At 58.4% G+C, this 12,630-nt stretch carries 13 protein-coding genes; 2 read left to right on the forward strand and 11 right to left on the reverse strand.

Annotated elements, in window-relative coordinates; all coding sequences use genetic code 11:
* Nucleotides 1–40: 40 nt before the first annotated feature.
* Nucleotides 41–466, forward strand: coding sequence for a nucleoside triphosphatase NudI (nudI, locus tag ACOTY9_RS11530; protein ID WP_063666944.1), 426 nt, complete (start codon nucleotides 41–43; stop codon nucleotides 464–466).
* On the opposite strand, the gene ACOTY9_RS11535 is transcribed toward nudI, so the two are convergent.
* The 4 genes from ACOTY9_RS11535 to ACOTY9_RS11550 all read right to left on the reverse strand — a co-directional run bounded on the left by ACOTY9_RS11535 (nucleotide 429) and on the right by ACOTY9_RS11550 (nucleotide 3,325).
* Nucleotides 429–635 (reverse strand): helix-turn-helix domain-containing protein, encoded by a 207-nt coding sequence (locus tag ACOTY9_RS11535; protein WP_237755546.1) that lies wholly within the window; start codon nucleotides 633–635, stop codon nucleotides 429–431. The two genes, nudI and ACOTY9_RS11535, sit on opposite strands and share 38 nt — an antisense overlap.
* Nucleotides 632–1,150, reverse strand: a complete 519-nt coding sequence (locus ACOTY9_RS11540; RefSeq protein ID WP_032629446.1) for a DUF6622 family protein — start codon at nucleotides 1,148–1,150, stop codon at nucleotides 632–634. The genes ACOTY9_RS11535 and ACOTY9_RS11540 overlap by 4 nt, the downstream gene beginning before the upstream one ends.
* A gap of 85 nt (nucleotides 1,151–1,235) precedes the next feature.
* Nucleotides 1,236–2,417: a PLP-dependent aminotransferase family protein gene (locus tag ACOTY9_RS11545; protein WP_032635745.1), complete on the reverse strand. Its 1,182-nt coding sequence runs from the start codon at nucleotides 2,415–2,417 to the stop codon at nucleotides 1,236–1,238.
* A 20-nt stretch (nucleotides 2,418–2,437) separates the two neighbouring features.
* The gene (locus ACOTY9_RS11550; RefSeq protein ID WP_058690776.1) at nucleotides 2,438–3,325 is read right to left on the reverse strand and encodes a LysR family transcriptional regulator; all 888 of its coding nucleotides are present in this window, start codon (nucleotides 3,323–3,325) and stop codon (nucleotides 2,438–2,440) included.
* Nucleotides 3,326–3,422: 97 nt separating this feature from the next.
* On the opposite strand from ACOTY9_RS11550, the gene ACOTY9_RS11555 reads away from it, so the two are divergent.
* A complete protein-coding gene (locus ACOTY9_RS11555) occupies nucleotides 3,423–4,025 on the forward strand; it encodes a short chain dehydrogenase (protein ID WP_348565861.1) in 603 nt (200 codons plus the stop codon).
* Here the strand turns inward: ACOTY9_RS11555 and ACOTY9_RS11560 are convergent.
* From ACOTY9_RS11560 to ACOTY9_RS11590, 7 genes are all read right to left on the reverse strand, one after another.
* Nucleotides 4,019–4,753 carry a class I SAM-dependent methyltransferase gene (locus ACOTY9_RS11560; RefSeq protein ID WP_348565862.1) on the reverse strand — a complete coding sequence of 245 codons (735 nt, stop codon included), beginning with the start codon at nucleotides 4,751–4,753 and terminating at the stop codon, nucleotides 4,019–4,021. The genes ACOTY9_RS11555 and ACOTY9_RS11560 overlap by 7 nt on opposite strands.
* A gap of 126 nt (nucleotides 4,754–4,879) precedes the next feature.
* A complete protein-coding gene (locus ACOTY9_RS11565) occupies nucleotides 4,880–6,259 on the reverse strand; it encodes an amidohydrolase family protein (protein WP_248082496.1) in 1,380 nt (459 codons plus the stop codon).
* Nucleotide 6,260: 1 nt separating this feature from the next.
* Entirely contained in the window at nucleotides 6,261–7,217 is a 957-nt protein-coding gene (locus tag ACOTY9_RS11570) for a carbamate kinase family protein (protein ID WP_023331135.1), read from the reverse strand.
* Nucleotides 7,214–8,767, reverse strand: a complete 1,554-nt coding sequence (locus ACOTY9_RS11575) for a hypothetical protein (RefSeq protein WP_014884947.1) — start codon at nucleotides 8,765–8,767, stop codon at nucleotides 7,214–7,216. The genes ACOTY9_RS11570 and ACOTY9_RS11575 overlap by 4 nt, the downstream gene beginning before the upstream one ends.
* Before the next feature lie 11 nt (nucleotides 8,768–8,778).
* Complete coding sequence (locus ACOTY9_RS11580; RefSeq protein ID WP_047028074.1) at nucleotides 8,779–10,194, reverse strand: DUF1116 domain-containing protein; 1,416 nt, start codon at nucleotides 10,192–10,194, stop codon at nucleotides 8,779–8,781.
* Nucleotides 10,194–11,735: an acyl-CoA synthetase FdrA gene (gene fdrA, locus ACOTY9_RS11585; RefSeq protein ID WP_348565863.1), complete on the reverse strand. Its 1,542-nt coding sequence runs from the start codon at nucleotides 11,733–11,735 to the stop codon at nucleotides 10,194–10,196. The genes ACOTY9_RS11580 and fdrA overlap by 1 nt, the downstream gene beginning before the upstream one ends.
* A 107-nt stretch (nucleotides 11,736–11,842) precedes the next feature.
* Nucleotides 11,843–12,448: an ankyrin repeat domain-containing protein gene (locus ACOTY9_RS11590; RefSeq protein WP_014884950.1), complete on the reverse strand. Its 606-nt coding sequence runs from the start codon at nucleotides 12,446–12,448 to the stop codon at nucleotides 11,843–11,845.
* Nucleotides 12,449–12,630 lie beyond the last annotated feature (182 nt).

Raw genomic sequence — 12,630 nt, forward strand, 5'->3', positions numbered from 1 at the left:
TCTGCTAAAGTAGCCCAAATTCATTTTTCAGGAAGAAATCATGCGCCAACGAACCATTGTCTGCCCCATCATCCAGAACGACGGTGCCTATCTGCTGTGTAAAATGGCCGACGATCGCGGCGTGTTCCCCGGTCAATGGGCCCTCTCCGGCGGCGGAATGGAACCGGGCGAAACCATGGAACAGGCGTTGCGCCGTGAGATCCGCGAAGAGCTGGGCGAAGCGCTGGAGATCGTCTCGGTCACGCCATGGGCTTTTCGCGATGACATCAGGGTAAAAACCTACGCCGATGGCACCACCGAGGAGATTTATATGATCTATCTGATCTTCGACTGCATGAGCGCCAACCGGGACGTCACGTTTAATGAGGAGTTTCAGGAGATCGCCTGGGTTAATCCGGAAACATTAAAAGAGCTGGATCTCAACGAAGCTACCCGCATGACCTTCGCGCAAAAGGGTCTTCTTTAATCGCCCACTGCCCCTGCGTTTTACCGGTCAATGTTCTGAAAACCTCAATGAATGCGCTGACGCTGCTGTAGCCGCAGGACAGCGCAATCCACCCTACCGGCTTCCCCGCCGCCAGCCACTCCATTGCCCGCATGACGCGAGCCAGCTGCCGCCAGTTAACGAAGTTCATTCCGCCCGGCGAAGTGCGGTACGATTATACACCCCAACATACCGCGCAAATTTCCCAATAAATACGCCGGCAAACACGCCCCCGGAGACGATCGCCAGCGCGCTCATGGCAGGTTGTTGCATCGTCTGAGGCGAAACCGCGCTCATCACCCCCAGCACATACTTCACGCCAAACGCCAGCATCATAAACGGCAGCGCGGTGTAGTCTGCCTGGCGGTAAAGCGTACGCGGCGCATCTGCCCGGGTGATAACCGCCCGCTTAATCAGAAGATACCCCAGCGCGGCACCGGCGAAGATCCCCGCCGTCCACAATGCGACAGTCGCAGGGGTCAACGTGCGATAGACCACCAGATCGTAAATATCCCACACCAGAAAGATCGCCGGGATAATGGCAAGCCTCTCTAGCGTAACGGTGGCGGGCCTGCGGGCTTTGATACCACGGGAGATGAGGAAGATAAACAACACCCACACCCAGGCGGGCGTGTGCGTAACAACACCGATCAGAAATTCAAACATGGAACTCACCATGAACGATCGCGGCCCGTGCCGCCCTGAACGCGTATTGCGCATAACGGCAGGAATGCCATTATGCGCAGGTCTTTTAAAGCGATTTCTTCAGGCGCTGCACCGCCTCTTTCAGCTGCTCATCTGTTGGTGTCACAAACGACATGCGCAGCGTGGTCTGGTCCGGTTCATTGCAGTAGAAAAACTCGCCCGGGACAAATACCACGCCGTTGCTTAACGTCTTTTCCAGCCAGCGGGTGGTATTCATACCATTGTTCATTTTCGCCCACAGGAACATGCCGCCTTTAGGCTTGTGGAACGACATCACATCACCCAGCTCCGCTTCCAGTTCGGTGGCGAAGGTCTGGTATTTCTGGCGATAAGCTTCGCGGATCATCTTAATCTGCCCGGCCAGGCGACCGGTTTTCAGGTACTCATACGTCATTAACTGCGACAGCGTGCTGGTGTGCAGATCGGTGGTTTGCTTAAGGTTCACCACCGCACGCTTCAGCCACTCCGGCACCAGCACCCAGCCTACGCGGGTGCCCGGCGCGAGTATTTTAGAGAAGGTTGAGGTGTAGACCACGTTCTCTTCGTTACCGATATCTTTGGCATGGGCAATTAACGGGCGGAAGACCTCATCGGTGTAGTTAATTTCGCTGTACGGGTCGTCTTCAATAATGACGAAATCATAGCGTTTCGATAATTCCACCAGATGTTTACGACGCGCTTCAGAGAGCGTCACGCCGCCCGGGTTACCAAAGGTCGGGACGATATAAACCGCTTTGATGGTTTTCTTTGCCACCAGCGCCTCAAGTTCGTCGACCTTCATGCCGTCGCCGTCGGTGCCGACGGACTCAAAATTCGCCTGCGCCAGGCCGAAAACCTGCAGCGCGGCAAGATAGGTTGGACGCTCGACGACGACGGTATCGCCTGGGTTAATTAATGCACGCGCCAGCACGTCGAGAGACTGCTGCGAACCGGACGTCACCACCACGTCATCGGCTTTACAGGCAATGCCGCGTCCTTCACAGATGCGTTGGATCTCTTCCCGCAGTCCCGGAAAACCTTCGGTCAGACCATACTGAAACGCCTCGCCAAAATGTTGCGATAAGACGGCATCCGCGGCTATTTTAAGCCCTTCGTGATCGAACAAATCGGGGTTCGGAATCCCTCCGCCCAGCGAAATTACGCCAGCCATTTTGCTATGTTTTAATAATTCACGGATGGCAGATGATTGCAGGCCCTGCGCGCTGCTGGCGAGTTTGTTTGCAGACATTCTTTGATTACCTTCTTTTTTTATATTGTGCCCAATCTTAGCAGAATATGAGCGATAAATTCCGTTAGCTTCGGAAGAGGACGTAAATCCTGGCGCCACAATAAATGCACCGGCCTCGGCGCGGGGGTGAACGGCTCCAGTACCCGAATCAGCCTGCCGCTTGCCAGCTCTTCCGCCACCAGCACTTCCGGTTGTAGCAACAGCCCCGCCCCTGCGCATGCCGCCATACGCAGGCCATAGCCGTCGTTACATCTTAAGATGGCATCACGCTTCCAGCGTACTTCCCCTTCCACGCCCGGTAGCCGCCACTCGTTACGCGCGGTCCATACCGTGTGCGAAAGACACAGATGATCCACCAGATCGGCAGGCGTTTGCGGCGTACCGTGTCGCGCTAAATAGTCCGGTGCGGCGCAGATCACCATGTTGTAGGGGCACAAATATTTCGCCACCAGATCGTCATTGCGAATATCACCAATGCGAATGGCCAGATCGACCCCCTCCTCCACCAGATCGACCATTCGGTTAGTCAGATCCAGTTCGATGCGCACCTGCGGGTAACGCTGTAAAAAGGTGGCGGTGAGCGGGGCGATCACGCAGCCGCCAAACGACGTAGGCGCCGTGACGCGCAGGGTTCCGGCCGGTGTGGCACGCAGGCGTTCAACCGCGTTTTCGGCGATTGAGACCTGCTCCAGCACCCGTCTGGCTTCTTCAAAATAGACGCGGCCCGCATCCGTCAGGCTCTGACGACGCGTGTTACGCTCAAGCAGGCGGGTGCCAAGCTGGGACTCCAGCAACGCAATATACTTTCCCACCATGACCGCCGACATCTCAAGGCGGGAGGCCGCGCCGGTAAAACTGCCGCTTTCTACCACCGCGATAAACGTCTCCATGCCGCGAAGCTTATCCATATTCCGAACCTCTGGTTAGCAATCTTCTAACTTTAGCCCAGTTTATCTGGCTTTTTATTTATTAAAGAATGAGGGCTCACAACATGAGGAGTCGGATATGAAAATCGTCATTATTGGTGCCAGCGGTACGGTCGGTCGTGCCGTAACCGAAGAGTTAAGCCGTCGTCACGAGGTGATCCGCGTAGGTCGCACGCGGGGCGACTATCAGGTGGATATCAACTCGCAGGAGAGCGTGCAGGCGCTATTCGAGAAAATTGGCCGGGTGGATGCCATTGTCTCCGCCAGCGGTGGCCTCTACTTTGGCCCGCTTGCGACCATGAAAGACAGCGACTTTAATCAGGGCCTGCAGGATAAACTTCTGGGGCAGGTGCGCCTTGCGCTAACCGGCCAGCACTATCTGAACGAAGGTGGCTCTATCACCCTGATTAGCGGCATTGTGGCGCACGAGCCGATTGCCCAGGGAGTAAACGCCACCACCGTGAATGCCGCACTGGAAGGGTTTGTTCGCGCCGCAGCCTGTGAGCTGCCGCGGGGGATCCGCATTAACCTGATTAGCCCGACGGTCCTGACGGAATCCGCTGAAGCGTACGACGGTTTCTTCCCCGGCTTTGAGAGCGTCCCCGCTGCAACCGTGGCGCAGGCCTATCGCCGCAGCGTGGAAGGGGTACAGAGCGGTCGGGTGTATAAGGTTGGTTACTGAGCCTTACGGGCGGCGATCAGCACCAGCATCGGGCGCTCTGCCTCTTCGGCCAGCGCGGGCCAGGCCGCAATTTGCCCCTGCGTTGGCCCCCATTCGTTGACTTCGCTTATCGTTAATCCGGCCTTGATCAGCGCGTTGAGCGTGGTGCCCAGCGTACGGTGATACTTGATCACCCCGTCCGCCAGCCAGTTGCTGACGCGCTGGCTCTCGTCCTGATAATGATTCACGCCCCAGAACCGCTCGCCGTTGTCGTCGGTCAGCCAGCCCTGGCGGGTGGCGCAGGTGTAAATGGGGTGCTCCATCGAGAAGACCAGGCTGCCACCGGGTTTAAGCGCGCGCTGAACGTTGGCGAATAACGTATCCAGTTCCGGCAGGTAGTGCAGTGCCAGCGAGCTGTAGACCAGGTCGAGGCTGTTATCTTTGAGCGCCAGCGACTCCAGATCGCTACGCTGATAATGAATCTGTGGGTCAGCGGTAAGCTCCGCAGCCCGGGCGAGCATCTTTTCTGAGATATCAACACCCGTCACCTCGTCTGCACCCAGTTCGCGCGCCGCGCGGCAAAACCAGCCGTAGCCGCAGCCGAGATCGATAACCGATTTGCCGGTTAAATCCGGCAGCATGCTTTTCAGCGCAGGCCACTCCGGCGCACCGTCCAGCCCCTGCACCGAGCGCGGAAGCTGAGCGTAGCCTTCGAAAAACGCCGGGTTGTCGTAGATATTTTGTGCCATGGCAGATCCCTCTTTAAGAATGTGACTCCCAGTATAAAACATTGCCGGGTGGCGCTGCGCTTACCCGGCCTACGATTTGAGGGTTTCAGTAGGCCGGGTAAGGCGAAGCCGTCACCCGGCTCGCCTCTAGCCCACAGTACCCCAGACCAGATTTCCCTTATGGAACGTCGCGGTACGCGGTGAAATCCGCGCCACGGCTTCGGCGGAGCACGAGGCATCCACCAGCACAAAGCTGGCGTCGTCCTGCGCTTTCGGCCACACCCGTTCGCCTTTGTCGTTCAGCGGCAGAACGTCACCGGTCGCGATACCGAGCGCCCGGGAGAGCGTCTGCTCGTTCGGGCGAATGTACAGCTGCGCGTAAAGATTGGCTTTTTCCAGCATATCTCCCAGGCCGTACGGCGACCAGTGGTCGATCACGCTGTCGGTGCCGGTCATGACAAACACGCCCTTATCACGCAGCTGTTTCAGCGGCATATGGAGGGTACCAATCGGCACGGTAGAGGCGATGGTCACCTGCTGCGCCGCCATACGAGTCGCAATCGCATCCACCTCCTGCTCGTTAAGCGTCGCCAGCGCGAAGGCGTGGCTGATAGTCAGCTTGCCCTTCAGCTCCGGCGTTTTCTCCACCGTTTCCACCATGTAATTCACCGCCGCCACGCCCGCCGGGCTGGTTTCATGCAGGTGAATATCCACCCCTTTGTCGTAATCCAGCGCTATCTGGAACATCAGATCGAGAGATTTCTCCATCGCGCCGTCGACGTTCGTCGGGTCCAGCCCGCCCACGTAGTGCGCACCGGCCTGCATCGCGTCGCGCATCAGTTTTTCAGAATGGGAAAGCAGCAGTCCGTGCTGTGGAAACGCGACAATTTCACAGTCAAAGCCAGGCTGGCGGCGCGATAACACCGCCTGCAGATTTTCCAGGTTTTTCAGGCCGGAAACCGGCTCAATGTTGCAGTGGCTGCGGGCGATGGTGGAACCTTTCGACTGAATCAGGTCGATAAGTGCCTCCGCGCGTTCCTGGGTGTAGGGCTGCAGCTCCGGCAGCAGCTTCTGCTCAAGGCGGATCATGTCCTGAATCGTGGTCCCCGCCGGGCGGTTCAGGGAGCGCCACGGACCGCCGTAGAAGGTTTTATCCAGATGGATGTGCATGTCGCGCATCGCCGGGAGCATCAGTTTTTTACCCGCGTCATAGTGAGGCAGAGACGCGTCGGCGTGGCTATTGTTATCGCGCAGGGCAACGATCTTGCCGTCTTTAATCTCCAGCGTTTTCAGCTCGGTGCGAGTGCTCGTCGCCACGCTGCCGTCGAAAGTAAACCCGGCTTCGAGCAGCACGTTGTCCAGATAGTAATGCTTCGCGGTGATGTTCATCGGTTTACCGGTCTCGCAGGCGGGCGCAGCGGTATCCGCAGCATACGCGACGGAGCCGGTGGCACCAAACAGCGCGCAGGCGGTGACCATTTTGCCGCTCTGGCTGATAAATTCGCGGCGGCTTTTATTATCATTCATCTTATTTTCCTTCATTCACAATATGGGTACCGGTTTCCCCGCGCAGTGCCGCGGGCAGACAGTCCGGGGAGGTGATAATCACTCGCCTGCCGCCGTGGTGTAAAAATTCCAGCGAGGCCACGATTTTGGGCAACATGCTCCCTGCCGGGAAATGGCCTTCCTCCATGTAGCGCGTCATCTGCGCCACGTTGACGGTATCCAGCGCCTGCTGGTTCGGCTTGCCGAAGTGAATGCACACCTTCTCCACACCGGTGGTGATAACCAGCACGTCGGCGCGGATCTCCCGTGCCAGCAGCGCGGTGGAGAGATCCTTATCTATTACCGCGTCGACGCTGCGGTAGTCGCCCTGCTCCGAGCGCACGACGGGAATTCCTCCACCGCCCGCGCCGATCACCACAAAACCTTTTTGCGTCAGCGCCTTGATGGCATCTGCCTCTACGATGCGCAGCGGCTGTGGCGAGGCCACGACGCGGCGATAGCCGCGGCCTGAATCCTCGACAAAATGCCAGTCCGGGTGCGCCTGCTGCAGATCATTGCGCTGCGCCTCGCTGAAGAAAGCGCCAATCGGTTTCGTCGGGTGCGTAAAGCCGGGATCGTCTTTATCCACTTCGACCTGGGTGACGACCGTGACCGCTTTTTGCTCCCCGCGCCCCGCCAGACGGTTGTTAAGCGCCTGCTGGATCAGGTAGCCGATTCCGCCCTGGGTATCCGCGACGCAGTTTGCCAGCGGCGTCAGCGGGAGCCCTTCCCGTTCGTGAGCGATTTCGGCCCGGCGCAGATCCAGCCCCACCTGGGGACCGTTGCCGTGGGTGAGCACGATGTCATAGTCGGAGGCCAGCATCTCGAGCACGGACTCTGCCACCGCTTTGACCGCCTGCGCCTGATGCTCAACCGACTGGCTGGCGTTGTCTTTGATAATGCTGTTGCCGCCGATGGCGACGACCATAAGCTCTTTCATACGTTTTCCTTCGCAACGGTACCAGTCGCAGCGCTCGCCGCTTCGCGGCTATCCAGCACATGCTTCACCACAAACATGCCGCCCATCATCAGGTAGGCCGTAACGAACATCAGCGAACTGCCTTCGGCAAAGCCCACCACCGGGGCGTGGATCACCCCAAACAGTGCCAGCAGCGCCCCACCCGCGGCCGCAACGGCCCCGCGCAGCGGCTTGTTGATGATGGCGAAGATAGCGATACAGCCCCACAGCATGCTGGCAAGCGGCGCGCCGTTGCCGAGATGCATCAGCCCTTCGTAGTAAATCCCTTTGCTGTGCAGCACGTCGGTGCCGATTTTCGCCGCGCTGGTCCCTGCCGCATTCATCACGCTGTTCATCATGGTGAGCGCCCAGTTGGCGATCCACGGGAACAGGCAGATGAAGATGACGGGCACCTCCACTTTCGGCGTTTCCCGCACCACCTGGTTAGCGGTAACGACGCCGATAAACACCAGAATGGGCACGATGGCAGTCATCGGAATGATGGCGAGCATAAATGCCCCCAGCCCGAACAGCGGCACGATGAACATGGTCACCCCGGAAGCCAGCGTGTAGCCAATGCTGGCCCCCATCGCTTTCCAGCCCGGGTGGCCGACGTAGACCGTGACCGGGAACGGGTTACCCATCAGGCAGCCCAGCATCGACGCCAGACCGTTCGCCAGCATCACCTTACGGGTCGGGTACTCATCCCCCGCCGCGTGGGCGCTTTCGATGTTCTCCAGGTCAAAGATATAGTTCGCCAGCCCCAGCGGCACGGCGGATGCCAGATACGGTAGCGCGTGCGGCAGCCCCTGCATAAAGCTGTCGACGTGCACTTCCGGCGGGTTAAAGCCGAAGGATGACATAGACGCCTTAATGGCTTCCGGGCTTTGCAGCCCCGAGATCCACGCTAATGCCGTACCGGCAATCAGTAACAGCAGACCGGTCGGGATTTTGGCGAAAATCGGCTTTTTGCCGAACCAGTTGATAAAAATCAGCAGCAGTACGATGAATGACACGGTCGGCGCTTCAAACGCCTGGAGCATCGGGTTCATCGCCAGCAGCAGCAGGCCTAAACCGGAGAGACACGACAGCAGCACGGTGCGCGGGATCATCTTGCGGATGGTCTCCCCGAGGAACGAACCGCCCGCGAGGATCATTGCTTCCACAAAGCACCACACCAGACCGATCTGAATCGCGAAATCCGCATCCCCGGTCTGCTGGTAGACGGGCATGAGGACCAGGAAGGTCACGGTAAAAATCGACGGCGCGCTCGGGCCGGACGGCAGCGCCGTCACGTCCGTGCGCCCGGTGGCACGGGCCATCTGCAGGCCAAACCAGGCATAACAGATGCTCGCCACCAGCACCGCCAGCCCGAAGGCTGGCGCGATGCGTCCATAAACAATCTCCTTCGGGATGCCGACGACAAAAATGAGCAGCCCCATCATGGTCAGCAAATTGGTCAGGTTGTTGGTCATCAACCCGAAATAAGCCGCCCAGTCACCTCTTTTCCACTCCAGTTTCATGTTTTTCATGGATGCATGCCTTATAAAACGTAGCGATCGCGGAAGGTCAACAGCGCCTTTTCAAAACAGCTGAACGGCGGGTGAACGATGCCCGCCCCAATCATGCCGATACCGGCGTCCTTGTGGGCAATGGCGGTATTAATGACCGGCAAAATGCCGCTGCCTGCCACTTTGGTGATGTCGATGGCAGTCGGGATGCCCATAAAAGAGAGCAGCGGAATGGTGACGTTCGGGTTTTCGCCGAGGGTGATTTCGCGCATCTGGCGGGAGAAGTCGATGGCTTCTTCCACCGTGCCGCCCACCAGCGCCACAATCGCCGGCGCCGTCGCCATGGCAAAACCGCCGATGCCGTAGGTTTCCGTAATTGCGCTGTCGCCGATATCCAGCCCGGAGTCTTCCGGCTTATAGCCCGCAAACATCGGGCCAATGACCTGCTGCGCCGGGCCGGTGAACCATTGCCCCGGCAGGCCGGAGACACGCAGACCGAACTCGTAGCCGTTGCGCGCCATGGTGGTGACAACGGTGCTGTACTCAATGCCGTGGGCGGCGTCCAGCGCGGCTTTGCACATTGCCATCCACGTCGGGCCGGAGAAGTAGTCGCTGCTGGCGACAAACTCGAACACCTCACGCTGCTGCTCAACAGGATAACCCGCCTGGATCAGACCCGGCGTCAGGGCCTGGATCAGCAGCGTGGTGCCCGCGTTGTTGCGGTTGTGGCACTCGTCGCCCATGTGCAGCGCCTGGGCCAGCATCAGACGAAGATCGATTTCACCGACGATCTTCATCGCGTCGCGCAGCATCGGGCCGAGCACGTCGCGCATCCAGTTCAGGCGGTCAATCACGCTCTGGTCGTTGGCGCCCATGCGCAGGATCTTCGCCATCTGCTCGCTGAGGTTGGTGAACGCGCGGTTGCCGTAGGTTTTGTTCTCAACGATGTGCATAAACATCGACGCGGAGGTGACGCCCGCCATCGAGCCCACGCAGTCGTGCTCGTGGCACGGCGAGAAGGTGATTTCCCCTGAAGCGGCGAGCCTTGCAGCCTCCTCCAGATCCGCCGCCAGCCCCTCGAACACCAGCGCGCCGGTGACCGCCCCTTTCATCGCCCCGCACATGTTTTCCCACGAGACAGGCGGACCGGCGTGCAGGATGGTGGTGCGGGTCATGCGCGGCACGACGTTAATCGCCTGGTCATAGCCCACCAGCACCGGGTGGGACTGAATAATGCGCTCAAGCGCGATGTGGTTAGCGGCGGCAATTTTCTCCGCCAGCGATTTTTCGGCCAGTTGATCGAGCGCCTCAACGATCTGCATGTTGCCCTGCCCTGGCGGCGTCCAGTCGAGCTGGGTCACGGGAACGTGCTGTTTTTTGAGGTCGTCGCTGAACATCGCGATACCGACGTTAATCACGTTCAGCGGCTGGTTAAATAAGGTGGTCATTATGCGTTCTCCCCTTTGCAGACAAATTCGCGAGCCAGTAATCCGGTATTGGTGCTGCTGCTGGCCCAGATGACGCCCGCATCGGTCAGGAGCTGGCACTGCTGAGCAAGCTTCTGCGGATCCTGGTCGGTACCGAGCACATAGCCTAAGATCGCCAGCGGACGGTTGTCGGCCTTCGCGATCGCCTGAGCCTCTTTGATCGCGTCGAGCATCACGCCAACCGGATCCTCATGCGCGCCAAACCCGAGCACAAAATCCATCACGATGACCCCCACCTGCGGATCGCGCGCCTCCTGCAGCAGGCGGCTGATGCGGTTGGTCGGGTCGATCATCGGGTGCGGTTTGCCGTTGGTGAAATCATCATCGCCAAAGTCGAGGAAGGTATGGGCCTGGCTGACGTTGATGTCGCTCAGACGCTTCGCCGGATCCGGCTGGATGTTGCTGTAGACGTCGTCGTACTTCTCCAGCGCCGCAAACATCGCTTCGTCGCACAGGGTCCCACCGCAGAAGAGCCCACGAATGTATTTTTGCTGCGGGGTCAGGCGGGCGCGCACCTCTTCAATCAGCGGCCAGTTGAGCGGGTGCAAATCCAGAGACGCTTTGTCGATGCCGGTAAGGAGTACCGCTTTCAGGGCTGCCTCTTTGGTGGCTCGGGCAAACTGCAGGCCGTCTTCATCAGCGGGCGGTACGTTGCGGCCGAGGAAACACACGACGACGGGCTTGCGGCAGGCGCGGGCGCGGGCGAGGACTTTTTCAGCCACCGCGGGTGCGGGTGGCTTGGAGATGAGGGCAATCACCTGGGTGCCTTCATCGGCCTCCAGCATGTCGATGGCGTCGAGCATCATCAGGCCACCGATTTTCTCGCTGAGATCGCGCCCGCCGGTGCCAATCAGCTGCGACACACCGCCGCCGAATTCATGAATGCGCACGCTGAGTTCCTGGCTGCCGGTCCCGGATGCGCCGACAATCCCAATCGTCCCGCGACATACCGCGTTAGCGAAGCACAGCCCCGCGCCGTTGATAATGGCGGTGCCGCAGTCCGGCCCCATCATCAGCAGCCCTTTCTGGTGGGCCAGCTGCTTCAGCGCCAGCTCGTCATCGAGCGACACGTTATCGGAAAAGAGCATGACGTTAAGATCGTTTTCCAGCGCCTGACGTGCTTCGCGGGCGGCGAAGGTGCCGTTGACGGAGATCACCGCAAGGTTGCTGTCCGGGCGATGGGTTTTGGCGCTGGCAATCGTGGCGTAGCGCGCTTCGTGGGAGCCGGCACGCTCTTTGCGCGTAAATAACGCTTCGATGGCCGCCAGCGTTTCATCATTCGCCGCATCGCCTTTAATAACGATCATCAGATCGCCGTTTTTCGCGTTTTCTAATTCTGGCGTCAGCAGTCCAAGGTTTTTTAATACGCCTTTATTCATCTCCGTCGCCATCGCCACAAAGGCCTGTTCAACTCCCGGCAATTTATTGGCTTTAGTGGAAACGGACATTAATGAGACGGAGTCAAAATAAGTGTTCTTTTTAATCACGATTTTCGTTGGCATTATTTGCACCTGTTTTCGGATAAAAGGGGGCCGCCGTCGTGCAAAATGCACGTCGGTAAAAATGCTTTTTTATTAAGCGGCCAGCCGGAACAGGCTGACCGTCGTCTTTACGCGCCGGCCGCCAGCAGCAGGTCGGCGATCGCGTGGTAGCCTTTTTCCCGCGCCAGCTCGAGCGGGGTTTTACCGTATTTATCGGTCATGTGCGGGTTCGCGCCGTTATCCAGTAACAGCTTCACAATTTCCTGCTGTTTCTCGCCGCCGTCATTCAACACGATGGCCTCCAGCAGCGGCGTCCAGCCGACAAAGTTGGTGTGGTTGACGTTAATATCGGTTTTTGCCAACAGCTCGCGCACAATTTCAACGTGGCCTTTCTCACTGGCCGGGGTAATCCCCACGCCACCGAAGCGCGTCAGGCGATCCAGGTCCGGATTTGCCGGAAGAACGATGCGCAGTAACGTTAAATCATTGGTAAGGCAGCTAATCAGGAAGGGGTTAAAACAGGTCTGGTCCTGTTTATCAATATCCGCACCGGCTGCAATTAAAAATTCCACACAGGCATAATGCTTTTTCAGGCTGGCAATAATAATGGCGGTTCTTTTCTGGCGATTGGTGGCGTTAATATCCACGCCTTTCTCCAGACAGGCTTTTAGCGCGTCGACGTTCCCCTCTTCTGCCGCCAGCAGAAATTCCGTCACCAGTGCAGTTGCAGACATATTCAGACTCCCTATGTTTCATTTCTGATGACCTGAGAATAGCAACAGCCTGGTGATAAAAGAATCCGCTTAAAATTCATTCATCGACAGGCAATTCATTGTTGAGTTAAATTCAACGGTTCAGCTAAAACGTGCGTCTGTGCAACCTTTTTCTTATGTTTTACCGCTTTTTAGCGCCTCAG

The organism is Enterobacter cloacae complex sp. SHL012 (assembly GCF_049237505.1).
Taxonomy (GTDB): Bacteria; Pseudomonadota; Gammaproteobacteria; order Enterobacterales; family Enterobacteriaceae; genus Enterobacter; species Enterobacter kobei.